Genomic DNA, 16,581 nt, shown 5'->3' with positions numbered 1-16,581 from the left:
GTATGTAAATGACGATTGGATATGGGATTGGACCGTGTTAGCGGCCTGATCCGAATAGAGAAGTCGTAGTTCTGGCGCGAGAGCTGGTCCGAATGGGAGGTGATCATGCATGATCACCGCCCGACAATCGCGGGCCGCACGCGCGCTGCTTGGTTGGACTCAGGAGACGCTCGCTGACAAGGCCCGAATATCGCTGACCGCGCTCAAACGCCTCGAGTCTGAAAGCAGACTCGACGTGTATGAGACGACGCGCGATCAGGTTCGCAGGGCGTTCGAGAGCAGCGGCATCATCTTCCTGAACCCCGACCAGGGTATCGGAGTGCTGCTGGTCGATGAGAAACACCGACGGTCCCCACCGCCACTCTAGCGCTCACGTCCCGGTCTCGCCTGAAAACAGGCTTGGGATTTCGGTCGCATCGTGGTTAATAAATTCCTTCTATGCGGATAGAGATATCCCAAAGGGGGCATCGTGACCGATTCCAACTTTCTGGATGAGCCGCCGGAAAGCTTTGCGCTCACCGACTACGATCGAGCGCATATGAAGCTCTACATGCGTCTGTTGGATGCAGCAGCTGACGGTGCTGACTGGCGTGAAGCCGTAAGTGTCCTCTTCGGCCTTGATCCCGAGTGCGACCCCGAACGTGCCCGTCATGTCCATGACCGGCACCTGGCCCGCGCCCGCTGGATGACCACCCATGGCTATCGCCAGCTTGTTCGTGAAGGACAAAGCCACTGATCTGGTGATGCGCTGGCCGCAATACCCATTGCAAGCAATGCGGCTTCCACCTTTTGCCCGAGCCGGCAATCGTCTTCGCCTCGACACACCAGAACCGCGAAAAGGCTGGAGGGCAGGATGTCTCCCGACACATCCCGGTGGCGAACACCGTCGAATTATGACTACACCGACCATCTGAACGCATCCGATGTCGGCTGGGAGTGGTTGAGGCGCAACCAGGACTATCAGCGCGACTTCGATGCTCTGCAAAATGCCGCAACTCACACCCCGGCTTTGATTAAACGAGCGAGCCTCCGCTGGGGGCTGCGATTTCGCCGCCCCACCGAGCCTCAACGCTACTGAAACTCCGGTTTTCTGGCTTCCCGAAGACGACGCAGGCGCTGTCATACTCGCGCCGGCGCCCCCGATCCTGCCACATGGCACAATCGCGGCAACTGCTCTGTCCGACGCGCACGAGAGAGTCGGGCCTGAAGCGCATCACATCCTGCATCCGCTCGGCGGCGGCGATCATCTCCATCTCGTTCTGCCGAATGACGCCCCGGTCGATATAGGGCTCGTCGCCATCGTGCCGCTCGGACTAGAAGGATTCGATCGCGTCAAGGCGATTGTCCGTCTGCTTGCTTCGCTTCACCACCGATCCGTCCCGCCAGACACGCGGTTGACGGGTCAGCAACGTGCGCGTGCGCGGCGCATGTTGCAGGCTTTCGATGGGCGGCAGACCGGCGCCACCCATAAGGAAATCGCCGAAGTAATCTTCCACACCGGCAAACTCACCCGCGATGAATGGCAAGCGGCTTCGGAGCGGCATGCCGTGATGAGCCTCCTGGAAGGGGCCGAGGCCATGATTGCCGGTGGCTATCGCGGCCTTCTTCGGCATCGTCGCCGATCATAATTCGCGCCAGCCTCGCAGCCGGTGTGGAGTTTTAGGCCCCCCTTACTTCCCACTGCAACTCGCCGTCCCGCCTTCGCCATCGTGGCCTGCGTCAGCCGTTGCTCGCCAGCGGCCTCAACGCACCCACGGAGGCCCCATCCATGCGACCCGATCTCGCCGCCCTTCCGCCACGCTACCTGCGCACCAAGGAAGCCGCCGAATTCCTGAGCCTGTCGTCCCGCACACTGGAAAAGCACCGCACCTATGGCACCGGCCCCGCCTACCGGAAACTCGGCGGGCGCGTCGTCTATGCCGTCGATGACCTGACGGCCTGGGCCGATAGCGGCTCGGTCAGGTCCACATCCGATCCGCGTGGCGCGGTGCAGCCGGCAAAGCGGCAGGCAACCGCACCCGTTGCCCGTCGTGCGCGATAGCCGCGAGGCGGCTCCCTCATGCCGATGCGCAAAAGCTCAACATCAGAACGTGGGCAGCTCGATCTGTTCAGGGCGCTTCCGGGCGATTTCTCGCCTCGCGATGCACAGGATCTCATGGCCTATCCCTTCTTCTCGCTCTCGAAATCTCACCGGACAGCCCCGATCGATTTTGTCGCCGGCGGCGTCGCGATCCGTGTCGAAGCCGTACCCGACCATGGCATGGCCACCATCTGGGACGCCGACATCCTGATCTGGGCGGCCAGCCAGATCGTCGAGGCCCGCGACGCAGGATTGCCAACATCGCGTCTGATGGCCGCCACGCCCTACGAAATACTGACCTTCATCCGGCGTGGTGTCGGCGCGCGCGACTATCAGCGTCTGAAGGCCGGGCTTGATCGGCTCCAGTCGACAACGGTGTCGACCTCGATCCGGCAGTCCGCGGAAGGCCGCCGCCATCGCTTCTCCTGGATCAACGAATGGCGCGAACGCACCGACCATCGCGGCAGGTCGGCAGGCATTGAACTGATCGTGCCGGACTGGTTCTACAGCGCAGTCCTCGACGACGCGCTCGTTCTCACCATCGATCGGACCTATTTCAACCTGACGGGCGGCCTGGAGCGCTGGCTCTATCGTCTGGTACGAAAGCATGGTGGCAAGCAGCGGCGAGGCTGGCGGTTCGATCTGCGTCACCTCTACCTGAAGTCGGGAAGCCTCTCGCCCTTCAAGCGCTTTGCTTTCGAGTTGCGCGACATCATCCGTCGTCAGCCGCTTCCGGGATATTGGCTTTGCCTTGAGATCGAGGTCAGTGGCCGCACCCTGCTCGCGTTCGAGCCGTGGAAACCCTGTGGAAAAGCTGTGGATGGCGTCGTGCCATCAGGAACCCCGACCCTTGTGCCATCGGGAACCGCGCGCACGTGCCATCGGGAACTCAAACAGGCCGTAACCGATGAAAAAGAAAAAAGAAATCGTGCCCTTAACTTAGAATCTAACCAAGAATCTAACATTGAAGAGCGCGCGCGCGATGTGGATAGAACCACGCGCACATCTTCAGGCAGCGCCCATAATCGCGCGTCGTGCAATCGCCGCAGAACATCTTCCCGGCCAGTCTCGATAGATACTTCCGGCTCCCCAGCCGCCGTTCACCTCCCCTTCGATGATGAACCGGGAGGGAAGCCATGATCGTCGCTCTCCTCAACCAGAAAGGCGGCGTCGGCAAAACCACGCTGGCGCTGCACCTCGCGGGAGAATGGGCCGCAAGGGGAAAGCGCGTCACGCTGATCGACGCTGATCCACAAGGCTCCGCGCTCGACTGGTCGCAGACACGCAGCCATGAGGGGCTGCCAAGGCTGTTCAGCACTATCGGCCTGGCCCGCGACACCTTGCACCGGGAAGCGCCGGAGCTGGCCCGCGACGCCGATCACGTTGTCATCGACGGGCCGCCGCGCGTCGCAGCTCTGATGCGCTCGGCGCTGCTTGCCGCCGACCTGGTGTTGATCCCGGTGCAGCCATCCCCCTTCGATGGTTGGGCCTCGGCCGAAATGCTGGCGCTTCTCAAGGAAGCGCGCATCTACAGGCCTGAGCTGGTCGCCCGTTTCGTGCTCAACCGTTGCGGCGCGCGCACCGTCATCGCCCGAGAGACGGCCGAGACGCTGGCCGACCACGATCCGCCCTTGCTTGCCGCCACCATCGGCCAGCGCGTCGTCTTCGCCGACGCCGCGCAGTCCGGCCGGCTTACCAGCGAGATCGACGCCGACAGCCGGGCCACGCGCGAGATCGCCGCGCTTGCCACGGAGATCGACCATCTCGGCATCGGGCGGAGCGCGCCATGACCCGCGCTCCCGGCAAGCCTCGCTTCGCATCCCGGCCGAGCGATCCCGAGAGCTGGATCAAGGCTTCGGACACGCCGCAGACCGGCAAAACCACAGGCGAGGCGTTCACCGCTCGCCTGACGATCGACATCACGCCCGAGATGCGCGGGCGCATCAAGGTCGCGGCTTTCCGGCGCGGCATCACCGTCGCCGACATGCTGCGCGACCTGCTCGCGCGCGAATTTCCATCCACCGAAGGAGATCCGATATGACCGGCAACGCGGCCCGCCGCTTGCACGGCCGTCCGCTGCCGGACGGGCCTGCGCCTTTCACCACATTGGTCGAACTGACCTTCGACAAGCGCAAGGTCGAGCGCTGGATACGGTTCGGCCGCAAGAGCTACGAACAGATCATCGACCGTCGCCGCAGCCTCGTCGGCTTCGCGCCGGAAAGCGTCTTCGCCTTCGTCCGCTGGGCGGCGGGCGAGCATGGCACGGTGATTTCCCGCATCGACATCGTGCGCGCCATCGGCCGCGGCGAGCCGTTCCAGACGCTGCCTTTCGTCCGCCCCGGCGGCGACATCCTGTTGCGCCTCGATAGCTGGGCGAAGGTGCAGCGCGCGCTGGCCGCCATCGACGCGGTGGAAGCGCTCGGCCTCGATCCGGCCGACGCCGCGCCCGATCACTGGCGGCATGTCCACAACCGCCTGACCGCCGGTCTGGAGCCGCGCGACTACACGCCGGAACGACACGCCGCCTGGCTCCATCGCCGGAGGATCGAACCATGACACGGTTCGGCTACGTCATGGTGACGTATTTTGCGGCGATGGGCGTCGCCATCGCCGCGTTCATCCCGACGCCTACGAAACTGATCTGGAACGCCACGGCCAGCGCGCCCATCGGCTTCTACACCGTCGAACCCGCCGAGCGGATCGAAGTGCCCGAGCTGGTCGCAATCATGCCGCCCGAACCGCTCGCCGCCTTCATGGTCGAGCGCGGTTATGTCGGGCGCGGCGTGCCGCTCCTGAAGCGCGTCCTCGGTTTGCCCGGACAGCGGGTTTGCCGCACTGGCCGCACCGTCACCGTCGATGGCGTGGAAATGGGCGAAGCGCTGGACCGCGACCGGATCGGCCGCGATCTGCCGGTCTGGCAGGGCTGCCGCGTCATCGGCGACGGCGAAATCTTCCTCATGAATTGGGAGATCCGCGACAGCCTGGACGGCCGTTACTTCGGACCCATCCCCGCAGATTCCGTCATCGGCCGGGCGCTGCCGCTCTGGACCGATGAGGAAGGCGACGGCCGCTACGAATGGCGCGTGCCGACGCATTAATCCTCCCTGAAACCTGCAACCATTGGAGACTTGTCATGCCACAGATCGGTCAATTCACCGCCGAAAATGAAACCTTCGTCGGCCGTGTTCATACGCTCACCCTTTACCGTGAACTGACCATTGTTCCCGCCGAACCATCGGATGCGGACAACGCGCCCGCCTATCGCGTCCTTCATGGGGCCGAAGATGGCCCCGAGGTCGGAGCGGGCTGGAAGGAGGTCGGCGAAAAAGCCGGCGATTACATTTCGCTGGTGATCGACGATCCCGCCTTGCCGCAGCCGATCCGCGCCAACCTCTTCCAGAACAGCAACGACAAGACGGCGTGGTCACTGCACTGGAACCGCCCGAAGCCGCGTGGCGGGCGGGACTGAAAGCCATGCGCTATTGCGTCATCCTCGCGTTCAAAACCCTCATCCCGTTGTTCGCGGCAAGGCCGTCTCATCCTGTCGTCCCGCTCGGCCACCGGACGGCCGGCGCGCACAGCGAAGGTCAGGGGCGGCCTCTCGCCGGCGCTCGCGCCTTGCCCTTGACCGCAGCGAGCACGCTGGCAGGCTGGAGGTCGAACAGAGACAGGAAGATCGTGCGATATGCCGGTCTGCTGCTGGCTGGCGTGCTCGCGGTCGGAGTCAGTCCGGTTGCCGTATCGGCGCAAGCCGCACCCGTCGCGCGCGCGAATCCCTCCGATCCCTATGCCGGCTTCATTACCGAAGCCTCGCAACGTTTCGGTATTCCCGAACACTGGATTCGCGCAGTGCTCCGCGCCGAGAGCGCGGGCGACGTGCGCGCAATCTCGTCGGCCGGAGCGATGGGATTGATGCAGGTCATGCCCGACACTTGGGCGGGCCTGCGCGTCCGCCATGGCCTCGGCCGCGATCCTTACGACCCACGCGACAACATCATGGCGGGTGCGGCTTATCTGCGCGAAATGTGGGACCGCTACGGCAACGTCGCCGCGATGCTCGCGGCCTACAATGCCGGTCCTGGCCGTTACGACGAACATCGCACGACAGGCCGTGCCTTGCCCGCCGAGACGCGCGCCTATGTCGCTGCGCTTGCGCCAGTTCTGGGCAGTTCGGCCGGGGGCGAAATACCCGCGCCAGAACCGCCACCGCCGCCCGACTGGCGCGCGGCTCCGCTGTTCGTCACGCGCTCGACCGACATGCGAACTACCGCCGCGCCGTCATCCGAAGTGCAATCCGGTGACATCCGCGCGCCCGTTCCGGTGCGCAATGCCGCCGATACGGAGCCGACCGGCAGCATTTTTGTGGCCCGCGCCGACGACGGGGGAGCGCCATGACAGGCGTGTTCCCGCGCTCGGCGCGATACGTTCCGGTGTCCAGTCATGCAGGGTTTCGCCTGGCTGGATTCCCGGCAGGAAGGGCGGAAAGGGCAGTAAAGGCGGAGGGCAAGATAAAGGAAACCGGCACTACGTTGGCCCGATTTCTGAATTTGTTGTTGTCTGCACACTGGTTGGGGGAGCCGGGACTGGCACCATGGTTTTCGCCCCGTGGTGCCGGAGATTCGCGCAAAGCCTTGGCCTTGCGGGGTTTTGACCGGCACTACAGCCGCATTTTAGCCGATTTCCGGCGGGTTCGGCATTTTTTTGGCCAGAGGCGCACTCATGAGCGCCGATGATGAAAACCGCTTCCGTCCGAAGCCCGGCCGCATCCGAGCGGATGCGCCGAAGCTCGGCAAGGCCAAGAGCTTTCTCACCCAGGCCAAGAAGCTCGCGCGCCAGCATAGCAACATCCCTGGCAGATCGTCTCCATCGGCATCGCGATCCCCGTCACGCACCACTTCGGGTTCGGCCGGAAAGAGCGGGAAGGTTTCGCGGGCCAGCAAGGGGCCGGGCGTCAAGCGCGGACGCGGTGCGGCCTTCGTGAATGCTCGAACCCTGTCGGGCGGCTGGCGCCACAGCGCGCCGGGAATGCGCCGCGTCGTCGTCAAGACGCGCTACGTCCAGCAGGCCGGCAAGAACGGCAAGGCCGCCGCCCATCTTCGCTACATTCAGCGTGACGGAACCTCGCGCGATGGCGAACGCGGCCAGCTCTATTCCGCCACCGAAGATCGCGCCGACGGCGATGCCTTCGTCGAGCGCGGCAAGGACGATCGCCACCAGTTTCGGTTCATCGTCTCGCCCGAGGATGCTGTCGATCTCTCGGACCTCACCGAGCACACCCGCGATCTGATGAAGCAGATCGAAGGCGACCTCGGCACGAAACTCGATTGGGTCGCGGTCAACCATTACAATACCGGTCATCCCCATGTGCATGTCATCGTCCGGGGGAAGGACGATCTCGGCGAGAACCTCGTCATCAACGGCGACTATCTCGCCAACGGACTCCGCGAGCGGGCGAGCGAGCTGACCACGCTGGAGCTTGGTCCCGTCACCGAGATCGAGCAGACCCGAAAACTGTCGGCCGAGGTCGATCAGGACCGCTTCACCCGCATCGACCGGGCGATGACCGAAGAAGCCGACGAAAAATTCCTCGATCTGCGCCATGAGCCCGACGATCCGCGCCGCCAGTTCAATCGCACGCTGCGCCTGCGCCGTCTTGCCAAGCTGGAGAAGATGGGGCTGGCGACCGAACACGCGCCGGGCGTCTGGGAGTTGAGCGACCGGATGGAGCCGACCTTGCGCGAGATGGGCGAGCGCGGCGACATCATCCGCAACATGCACAAGGCGCTGAAGGCCGATGGCCTGGAGCGCGATCCGATGACCTTCCAGCTTCATGATGCCGCGCCCGAAACGCCCATCGTCGGCCGGGTCGTGGACAAATATCTCACCGACGAGATGGGCGAGAACCTGACCGTCGTGGTGGACGGCATCGACGGCCGGACACATCATGTTCCGGGCATCGACCCGGCCCGCGTCGAGGATGCCCGGATCGGCAGCGTTATCGAGATCGGCCAGGCCGACACCGCAAGCCGTCCGTCCGACCGCGCGATAGCGGCCATCGCCGAGGACGGCACCTATCGGCCGAGCCGCCATCTGGAACAGGCCAAATTCGACGGCCGCGTTCCGGGTGGCGACTATGACGGGTTCGTCGATGCTCATGTCCGGCGACTGGAGGCGCTTCGCCGCGCCGGGATCGTCGAGCGGATCGACGCCGATCGATGGCGCATCCCCGAGGATTTCGAGAGTCGTGCCGCCACCTACGACGCCGGCCGCAACCGGCAGGCCAGTATCCGCGTCATCTCGACCTTCAATCTGGAAAGCCAGATCGGTTCTGATGGCGCGACCTGGCTCGACCGGAGGCTGGTGACGCCTGACGCATCGGATCTCGCTCCGGCCGGTTTCGGTCAGCAGGTGCGCGAGGCGATGGACAAGCGCCGCGAACATCATATCGAACAGGGCGACGCTACCCGAGCACGGGACGGCCGCATTTTCTACCGGCGCAGCCTTCTCGCCACTCTGCGCGAGCGCGAAGTTGCCCGCGTCGGCACGGAGCTGGCCGAGAGCAAGGCGCTTCCGTTCCGGGCGGCGGCGGATGGCGAGAAGATCAGCGGCAAGTTCACCGGAGCGGTGCATCTATCGAGTGGCAAGTTCGCCGTGGTCGAACAGAGCCACGAGTTCACCCTTGTCCCATGGCGGCCTGTTATCGACCGGCAGCTCGGCCGCGAGGTCGCAGGCATGGTGCAGGGCGGATCGGTATCGTGGCAGCTGGGGCGGCAGCGAGGAATGGGGCTATGAGGAATTCCGCGCTCATGACGCCCTTCAATGTAATTCCAGAGGCAGATCGCTTTTACGTTCAGATCGAGTCGTGATCACTGATTCCAAGAGAGTGCCGGAATAGTGCCGGCGCGACCGTCCGATTTACCGCCGACAGTATCCTGTCGCCCTACGGCTGCACCTTTATTGTTGATCCCTGCGAATTTGGCCATTTTCTGATCGGCTCCACCTCTCTTACCGATTGGAGCCTGTATGCGCGGAGGTCGAATACTCTGGGGGCAGATTGCCGTCGTCTTCGCCATTGTCATGGTGATGACCTGGGTGGCGACGCAATGGGTCGCCTTCCGCCTCGGCTTCCAGCCCCAGCTTGGCAATCCGTGGTTCGAACTGGCGGGCTGGCCGGTCTATTATCCACCGGCCTTCTTCTGGTGGTGGTTTTCGTTCGACGCCTATGCGCCCACCATTTTCGTCGAGGGTGCGATCATCGCCACGTCCGGCGGCTTCATCGCCATCGCCGCCGCCATCCTCATGTCGATCATCCGGGCGCGTGAAGCCCGCAACATTGCGACCTATGGCTCGGCACGATGGGCCGAAGATCGCGAAATCCGCAGCGCCGGGCTGCTCGGCCCCGATGGCGTCCTGCTCGGTCGATACGATCGCGACTATTTACGCCATAACGGGCCGGAGCACGTCCTATGCTTCGCCCCCACGAGATCGGGCAAAGGCGTCGGGCTGGTGGTGCCGACGCTGTTGACCTGGCCGGGAAGCTGCATTGTCCACGACATCAAGGGGGAGAACTGGACCCTTACGGCCGGCTTCCGCGCGAAGCATGGTCGCGTCCTACTGTTCGATCCGACCAACGCGAAGTCATCAGCCTACAATCCGTTGCTCGAGGTGCGCCAGGGCGAATGGGAAGTCCGCGACGTGCAGAACATCGCGGACATATTAGTCGATCCCGAAGGCAGTCTCGACAAGCGGAATCACTGGGAAAAGACCAGCCACAGCCTGCTGGTCGGCGCGATCCTGCATGTTCTCTATGCCGAGAAGGACAAAACCCTGTCTGGCGTCGCCAACTTCCTGTCCGATCCCCGTCGCCCGGTCGAGGCAACCTTGCGCGCGATGATGGACACGCCGCACCTTGGCGATGTCGGCGTGCATCCCGTCATCGCCTCGTCGGCGCGCGAGTTGCTGAACAAGAGCGAAAACGAGCGTTCGGGCGTGTTGTCCACCGCCATGTCGTTTCTCGGCCTCTACCGCGATCCGGTCGTGGCACGCGTCACGGATCGTTGCGACTGGCGCATTGCCGATCTCGTTGGCAGCCATCGGCCGGTCACACTCTACCTTGTCGTCCCGCCGTCCGACATCAACCGGACGAAACCGCTGATCCGGCTCATCCTCAACCAGATTGGCCGCAGGCTGACCGAGGAACTGACCCTATCCGGCAAGCGGCATCGCTTGCTCATGATGCTGGACGAGTTTCCAGCATTGGGCCGGCTCGACTTCTTTGAATCCGCGCTCGCCTTCATGGCTGGCTACGGCCTCAAATCCTTCCTGATCGCCCAATCGCTCAACCAGATCGAGCGCGCCTATGGGCCAAACAACAGCATTCTCGACAACTGCCACGTCCGCGTCGCCTTTGCCACCAATGACGAGCGCACCGCCAAGCGTGTGTCGGACTCGCTCGGCACGGCGACCGAGATGCGCGATTCCACCAACTATGCCGGTCATAGGCTCGCGCCCTGGCTTGGGCACTTGATGGTATCGCGGCAGGAAACCGCGCGGCCGCTGCTGACTCCCGGTGAGATCATGCAGCTTCCGCCCGCCGATGAAATCGTCATGGTCGCCGGCACTCCGCCGATCCGGGCGAAGAAAGCCCGCTATTTTGAGGACGGGCGATTTCAGGAGCGCATCCTGCCGCCGCCAGAGCTGCCATCCGCTCCGGCAACGAAGCCGGCCACCGACGACTGGACGAGCCGCGTCATCGTAGCGGCGGAAAGGCCAGTGACGAGTGTTGCCAGCGGCGCGGAGGGCGACCCCGACAATGCCGGCATCCGCCGCGAACCGGAATTGCCCGAGCATGAGGAAATCGTCCCGCCGTCGACACCGCCCGCCCAGGAGTTCGACATTCTGGACGACGAGCCAGACGTGGATGCCGCCAAGGCGCGCGCTCTTCGCTCGCGGATGCGGATGATCGCCCGGCAGGCGTCGATGAATCCCGATGACGGGATCGAGCTTTGAGGGGGAGCCAATGACAGCCCGCACCCGCATGAATGTCTATTTCGACCCGGAACTGCTCAAACAGGTCGAGGCGCTGTCGCTGCGCCGGGGGGTGTCGAAGTCCGCCATCATCGAGGCGGCAGTCGCATCCTTCCTGTCGGGCGACACGTCGGATCGGCTGGAAGCGGCGATGTCGCGCCGCCTGGACAAGATCGGCCGACAGATCGGCACGCTGGACGAAGATCTCGCCGTGCTTGGCGAGACCCTTTCCTTGTTCGTCCACTTCTGGCTGACGATGACCCCGCCGTTGCCAGACAGCGCCAAGCAGTCCGCACGGATCAAGGGGAATGAGCGTTTCGAAGGTTTCATGCAGAACCTCGGCCGCAGGCTGGCGACCGGAGACAGGTTCCTGAAAGAGCTATCGCGCGACATGGATTCGCTTCACGACAGTCCGCCGCAAGATCAGACCGGCACGGATGGCGACGCGGCCTAGGTTTTCAATCCATCCTATTTACCGCCGATAGCCGCCGATGCCAGCACGGACGTAAATACTTGTTGAACAGGCCCAATTTCGGCCTCTCTTAATCGACCCCGATCCGGGGATCGCCTGTCACGTCCCCGCCAAGAAACGGGGCCGACATGACCGCCAACCATCACAGACCGGAAGCGATCCAACGCGGTGCGCGCATGCTGCGGACCGCGCTCGGGCCTTCCATTGCGCGGTTTCTGGAAGATCCGGCCGTGGTCGAGGTGATGTTGAACCCGGACGGGCGGTTGTGGATCGACCGTCTGTCCGAGGGGCTTGCCGATACGGGCGAGCGCCTGTCCGCCGCCGATGGCGAACGCATCGTGCGGCTGGTCGCGCACCATGTTGGCGTGGAGGTTCACGCCCGAAGCCCCCGCGTATCCGCCGAGCTGCCGGAGTCGGGCGAGCGGTTCGAGGGCCTGTTGCCACCCGTTGTTGCCGCCCCGACCTTCGCCATTCGCAAGCCCGCCGTCGCGGTGTTCACGCTCGACGACTATGTGGCCGCCGACATCATGACCGCCAATCACGCGGCGATGCTGCGCTCGGCGGTCGCCTCTCGCGCCAATATCTTGGTCGCGGGCGGCACGTCCACCGGCAAAACCACGCTGACCAACGCGTTGCTCGCCGAGGTGGCGAAGACTTCGGATCGCGTCGTCATCATCGAGGACACGCGCGAGCTGCAATGCGCCGCGCCCAACCTTGTCGCCATGCGGACGAAAGACGGCGTGGCGACGCTTTCCGATCTCGTCCGTTCCTCGCTGCGCCTGCGCCCGGATCGCATCCCCATCGGCGAGGTGCGCGGATCGGAAGCCCTCGACCTTCTTAAAGCGTGGGGCACCGGCCATCCGGGCGGTATCGGCACCATCCATGCCGGGACCGGCATCGGGGCGCTTCGCCGGCTCGAACAACTCATCCAGGAAGCCGTCGTCACCGTCCCGCGAGCCCTGATCGCCGAGACCATCGACCTTGTTGCCGTCCTTTCCGGGCGCGGTTCCGCGCGTCGGCTGGCCGAACTCGCCCGCGTCGAAGGTCTCGGCCCGGACGGCGACTACCGCATCAACCCCGCAACCCCGATCAGCACAGGAGAACCTTCATGATCCGCACCATCTCGCGCGGCTATCGCCGCATGGCAACCGCAGCCTCTACTCTCGCCATCAGCATCATGCTCGCCCCGGCCGCCCATGCTTCCGGTTCGTCGATGCCGTGGGAAGCACCACTCCAAAGCATCCTTCAGTCCATCGAGGGGCCTGTCGCCAAGATCGTCGCCGTCATCATCATCATCGTGACCGGCCTGACGCTGGCCTTCGGCGATACAGGCGGTGGCTTCCGCAAGCTGATCCAGATCGTGTTCGGCCTGTCGATTGCGTTCGCCGCGTCGAGCTTCTTCCTGTCGTTCTTCTCGTTCGGCGGCGGGGCGCTCATCTGATGGCGGGCGGCCTTGAACAACTCGACGCGGTGCCGGGATTTTTGGTCCCGGTCCACAGGGCGCTGACCGAGCATATCCTGCTCGGCGGCGCTCCGCGCGCCATCGCGATTCTGAACGGGACGCTGGCCGGGGCCGTGGGCCTCGGCCTGCGCCTATGGCTGGTAGGCCTCGCCATCTGGGCCATCGGCCATTTCGCCGCCGTCTGGGCGGCGAAGCGCGATCCGCTCTTCGTCGAGGTCGGGCGGCGGCATATCCGCATCCCCGGTCATCTGTCGGTCTGAGGGGGCGCCGCCATGATGAACCTTGCAGAATACCGCCGCACCGCAGCCCGTCTCGCCGACTATCTGCCCTGGGCCGCGCTGGTCGGCCAGGGCATCGTGCTCAACAAGGATGGCAGCTTTCAGAGGACGGCGAAGTTTCGCGGTCCCGATCTGGATTCCGCCGTCGCGGCCGAGCTGGTCGCGGTTGCCGGCCGCATCAACAACGCCGTGCGCCGTCTCGGTTCCGGCTGGAGCATCTTCGTCGAGGCGCAGCGCAGCGAGGCCGCGACCTATCCCAACAGCACCTTTCCCGACGCCGCATCTGCGTTGCTGGACGCCGAACGGAAAGCTGCATTTGAGGAAGCCGGGACGCATTTCGTCTCCGGCTACTTCCTGACCTTCCTCTATCTGCCACCGGCCGAGGAAGCTGCCCGCGCCGAAACCTGGCTCTACGAGGGCCGGGAGCAATCCGGCGTCGATCCGTGGGAAGCCCTGCGCGGCTTCGCGGATCGCACCGACCGCGTGCTGGCGCTGCTCGACGGCTTCATGCCGGAATGCCGCTGGCTCGATGACACCGGGACGCTGACCTACCTTCATTCCACCGTGTCGACCAACCGGCATCGGGTGCGCGTGCCCGAGGTGCCGATGCACCTCGACGCGCTGCTGGCCGACCAGCCATTGACTGGCGGGCTGGAGCCGCGCCTTGGCGACGCGCATCTGCGCGTCCTGACCATCGTGGGATTCCCGACCGCGACGACGCCCGGCCTGCTCGACGACATGAACCGGCTGCCGTTCCCGTATCGCTGGAGCACCCGTGCCATTCTGCTCGACAAGACCGACGCGACGCGGCTGCTGACGAAGATCCGCCGCCAGTGGTTCGCCAAGCGCAAGTCGATCGCCGCCATCCTGAAAGAGGTGATGACGAACGAGGCGTCCGCGCTCGTGGACACCGACGCCGCCAACAAGGCGCTCGACGCCGACATGGCCTTGCAGGAACTTGGCGCGGACGTGGCGGGCATGGCCTACGTCACGGCGACCGTCACCGTTTGGGATGCCGACTCCCGCATTGCTGACGAAAAGCTACGCCTGGTCGAGAAGATCGTTCAGGGCCGCGACTTCACCGTCATGGCCGAGACAGTCAACGCGGTCGATGCCTGGCTCGGCTCTCTGCCCGGACATGCCTACGCGAATGTGCGACAGCCGCCCATCAGCACATTGAATCTCGCCCACATGATCCCGCTTTCGGCGGTGTGGGCGGGACCGGAACGGGACGAGCATTTCGGGGCACCACCCTTGCTCTATGGCCAGACCGAAGGCTCAACCCCGTTCCGGTTTTCCCTCCATGTCGGCGACGTGGGGCACACCCTCGTCGTCGGACCCACGGGCGCGGGCAAGTCCGTGCTGCTCGCGCTCATGGCCTTGCAGTTCCGCCGTTACGAGGGCTCGCAGGTCTTCGCCTTCGATTTCGGCGGCTCGATCCGCGCCGCCGCGCTCACCATGGGCGGCGACTGGCACGACCTCGGCGGCGGATTGACCGAAGGGTCTGACGCCTCGGTTTCGCTCCAGCCGCTCGCCCGCATCCACGACACCTATGAACGCGCCTGGGCGGCGGACTGGATCGCCGCCATCCTCATGCGCGAGGGTGTTGCGATCACGCCCGAGGTGAAGGAGCATCTTTGGACCGCGTTGACTTCGCTTGCGTCCGCGCCGGTCGAGGAACGCACCATCACCGGCCTTGCGGTCCTGCTGCAATCCAACGATCTGAAACAGGCGCTCCGGCCGTTCTGCGTCGGCGGTGCCTATGGCCGGCTGCTCGACGCCGAAGCCGAACATCTCGGCTCGGCGGACGTGCAGGCGTTCGAGATCGAGGGCCTTGTCGGGACCGGCGCGGCCCCCGCCGTGCTCGCCTATCTGTTCCATCGCATCGGCGACAGATTGGACGGGCGGCCCACGCTGCTCATCATCGACGAGGGCTGGCTTGCGCTGGACGACGAGGGTTTCGCCGGCCAGCTCCGCGAATGGCTGAAAACGCTGCGCAAGAAGAACGCCAGCGTCATCTTCGCCACGCAAAGCCTGTCCGATATCGACGGCAGCACCATCGCGCCCGCCATCATCGAGAGCTGCCCGACCCGGCTCTTGCTGCCGAACGAGCGCGCCATCGAGCCGCAGATCACGGCCATCTATCGCCGCTTCGGCCTCAATGACCGCCAGATCGAAATCCTCGCGCGGGCGACGCCCAAGCGGGACTACTACTGCCAGTCGCGGCGCGGCAATCGCCTGTTCGAGCTTGGCCTGTCCGAAGTCGGCCTCGCGCTCTGCGCCGCATCCGCCAAATCCGACCAGACGCTCATTGCGCAGATCGTCACTGAGGCCGGCCGCGACGGCTTCCTCGCCGCATGGCTGCGCGAGCGCGGCGTCGATTGGGCGGCCGACCTGATCCCCAACCTCACCAATCTTGCCGACCGGCCGGAATCCGCCGCGCCGGCTCGGCTCGATACCCACCCCACACAGGAGATTCTTCCATGACCTATCCCAAGATCGTCGGAGCCTCGGCTCTCGCGCTGGCGCTCGCCGTGCCTGTCGCGTTTTCGCCCATGCTGGCAAGTCCGGCCCATGCTCAGCTTTTCGGCCGGATCGTCTATGACCCATCCAACTACGCGCAAAACGTCCTCACGGCCGCCCGCACTCTGGAGCAGATCAACAACCAGATCACCTCGCTCCAGAACGAGGCGCAGATGCTCATCAATCAGGCCCGCAATCTTGCGAGCCTGCCGCATTCCTCGCTCCAGCAGCTCCAGCAGAATGTCCAGCGCACGCAGCAGCTTCTCGGGCAGGCGCAGAACATCGCCTTCGAGGTCGGGCAGATCGACCAAGCGTTCCAGCAGCGATACGGCAATGTTTCGCTTTCGGCGACCGACGCCCAGCTTGTCGCCGATGCGCGTTCGCGCTGGGAGAACACGGTCGGCGGCTTGCAGGACGCGATGCGCGTGCAGGCGGGGGCGGTCGGCAATATCGACAGCAACCGCGCCGAGATGGCCGCGCTTGTCGGCCAGAGTCAGGGTGCGACCGGCGCATTGCAGGCGACGCAGGCCGGCAACCAGCTTCTCGCACTCCAGTCGCAGCAGCTCTCCGACCTGATCGCAGTCATCTCGGCGAACGGCCGAGCCGACGCGCTGACCGAGGCCGAGCGCGCGACGGCTGCCGAACAGGGCCGCGAGCAGCGCCGCCGTTTTCTGACGCCCGGCACCGGCTACCAGCCGGGCAACGCGCAGATGTTCAACAACGGCAACAACTGACGGGA

The 16,581-nt window shown here is 64.8% G+C and carries 20 protein-coding genes; all 20 read left to right on the top strand.

The window, feature by feature from the left end; translation table 11 throughout:
- Positions 1–109 precede the first annotated feature (109 nt).
- A complete protein-coding gene (locus JQ639_RS34525; RefSeq protein ID WP_030540750.1) occupies positions 110–367 on the top strand; it encodes a helix-turn-helix domain-containing protein in 258 nt (85 codons plus the stop codon).
- 102 nt (positions 368–469) lie between these two features.
- The gene (locus JQ639_RS34520; protein WP_081856769.1) at positions 470–736 is read left to right on the top strand and encodes a DNA -binding domain-containing protein; all 267 of its coding nucleotides are present in this window, start codon (positions 470–472) and stop codon (positions 734–736) included.
- Positions 737–853: 117 nt separating this feature from the next.
- Positions 854–1,078, top strand: a complete 225-nt coding sequence (locus tag JQ639_RS34515; protein ID WP_183754805.1) for a transcriptional regulator domain-containing protein — start codon at positions 854–856, stop codon at positions 1,076–1,078.
- Positions 1,079–1,301: 223 nt separating this feature from the next.
- Positions 1,302–1,628: a DUF2285 domain-containing protein gene (locus JQ639_RS35460; RefSeq protein ID WP_199797745.1), complete on the top strand. Its 327-nt coding sequence runs from the start codon at positions 1,302–1,304 to the stop codon at positions 1,626–1,628.
- A gap of 140 nt (positions 1,629–1,768) precedes the next feature.
- Complete coding sequence (locus JQ639_RS34505) at positions 1,769–2,041, top strand: helix-turn-helix transcriptional regulator (RefSeq protein WP_030540746.1); 273 nt, start codon at positions 1,769–1,771, stop codon at positions 2,039–2,041.
- Positions 2,042–2,059: 18 nt separating this feature from the next.
- Positions 2,060–3,220, top strand: coding sequence for a replication initiator protein A (locus JQ639_RS34500; RefSeq protein ID WP_030540745.1), 1,161 nt, complete (start codon positions 2,060–2,062; stop codon positions 3,218–3,220).
- A complete protein-coding gene (gene parA / locus JQ639_RS34495) occupies positions 3,217–3,870 on the top strand; it encodes a ParA family partition ATPase (RefSeq protein WP_030540744.1) in 654 nt (217 codons plus the stop codon). The genes JQ639_RS34500 and parA overlap by 4 nt, the downstream gene beginning before the upstream one ends.
- On the top strand, positions 3,867–4,121 hold the full coding sequence (locus tag JQ639_RS34490) for a hypothetical protein (protein WP_030540743.1): 255 nt from the start codon (positions 3,867–3,869) through the stop codon (positions 4,119–4,121). Before parA ends, JQ639_RS34490 begins: the two co-directional genes overlap by 4 nt.
- A complete protein-coding gene (locus tag JQ639_RS34485; RefSeq protein WP_030540742.1) occupies positions 4,118–4,636 on the top strand; it encodes a DUF2840 domain-containing protein in 519 nt (172 codons plus the stop codon). The genes JQ639_RS34490 and JQ639_RS34485 overlap by 4 nt, the downstream gene beginning before the upstream one ends.
- Entirely contained in the window at positions 4,633–5,178 is a 546-nt protein-coding gene (locus JQ639_RS34480) for a S26 family signal peptidase (protein WP_030540741.1), read from the top strand. Before JQ639_RS34485 ends, JQ639_RS34480 begins: the two co-directional genes overlap by 4 nt.
- 35 nt (positions 5,179–5,213) lie before the next feature.
- Positions 5,214–5,549 (top strand): DUF736 domain-containing protein, encoded by a 336-nt coding sequence (locus JQ639_RS34475; RefSeq protein WP_030540740.1) that lies wholly within the window; start codon positions 5,214–5,216, stop codon positions 5,547–5,549.
- Positions 5,550–5,554: 5 nt separating this feature from the next.
- The gene (locus JQ639_RS34470) at positions 5,555–6,475 is read left to right on the top strand and encodes a lytic transglycosylase domain-containing protein (protein WP_183753294.1); all 921 of its coding nucleotides are present in this window, start codon (positions 5,555–5,557) and stop codon (positions 6,473–6,475) included.
- 324 nt (positions 6,476–6,799) lie between these two features.
- On the top strand, positions 6,800–8,872 hold the full coding sequence (locus JQ639_RS35755; protein WP_030540738.1) for a relaxase/mobilization nuclease domain-containing protein: 2,073 nt from the start codon (positions 6,800–6,802) through the stop codon (positions 8,870–8,872).
- Between the two features lie 231 nt (positions 8,873–9,103).
- Positions 9,104–11,089: a conjugal transfer protein TraG gene (locus JQ639_RS34460; protein ID WP_030540737.1), complete on the top strand. Its 1,986-nt coding sequence runs from the start codon at positions 9,104–9,106 to the stop codon at positions 11,087–11,089.
- A 10-nt stretch (positions 11,090–11,099) separates the two neighbouring features.
- Positions 11,100–11,561 (top strand): ribbon-helix-helix domain-containing protein, encoded by a 462-nt coding sequence (locus JQ639_RS34455; RefSeq protein WP_103025282.1) that lies wholly within the window; start codon positions 11,100–11,102, stop codon positions 11,559–11,561.
- A gap of 146 nt (positions 11,562–11,707) precedes the next feature.
- Positions 11,708–12,691, top strand: a complete 984-nt coding sequence (trbB, locus tag JQ639_RS34450; RefSeq protein WP_103025281.1) for a P-type conjugative transfer ATPase TrbB — start codon at positions 11,708–11,710, stop codon at positions 12,689–12,691.
- Positions 12,688–13,020 (top strand): TrbC/VirB2 family type IV secretion system protein, encoded by a 333-nt coding sequence (locus JQ639_RS34445; protein WP_030540734.1) that lies wholly within the window; start codon positions 12,688–12,690, stop codon positions 13,018–13,020. Before trbB ends, JQ639_RS34445 begins: the two co-directional genes overlap by 4 nt.
- Complete coding sequence (locus JQ639_RS34440) at positions 13,020–13,301, top strand: VirB3 family type IV secretion system protein (protein ID WP_030540733.1); 282 nt, start codon at positions 13,020–13,022, stop codon at positions 13,299–13,301. The genes JQ639_RS34445 and JQ639_RS34440 overlap by 1 nt, the downstream gene beginning before the upstream one ends.
- Before the next feature lie 12 nt (positions 13,302–13,313).
- The gene (gene trbE, locus JQ639_RS34435) at positions 13,314–15,806 is read left to right on the top strand and encodes a conjugal transfer protein TrbE (protein WP_103025280.1); all 2,493 of its coding nucleotides are present in this window, start codon (positions 13,314–13,316) and stop codon (positions 15,804–15,806) included.
- The gene (trbJ, locus tag JQ639_RS34430) at positions 15,803–16,576 is read left to right on the top strand and encodes a P-type conjugative transfer protein TrbJ (RefSeq protein WP_030540731.1); all 774 of its coding nucleotides are present in this window, start codon (positions 15,803–15,805) and stop codon (positions 16,574–16,576) included. The genes trbE and trbJ overlap by 4 nt, the downstream gene beginning before the upstream one ends.
- The last annotated feature ends 5 nt before the right edge of the window (positions 16,577–16,581 follow it).

This window comes from Bradyrhizobium sp. U87765 SZCCT0048 (genome assembly GCF_018131225.1).
GTDB lineage: Bacteria > Pseudomonadota > Alphaproteobacteria > Rhizobiales > Xanthobacteraceae > Bradyrhizobium_A.
The sequence above is the reverse complement of the archived record's forward strand: the minus strand, read 5'-3'. Positions and strand labels throughout refer to the sequence as shown.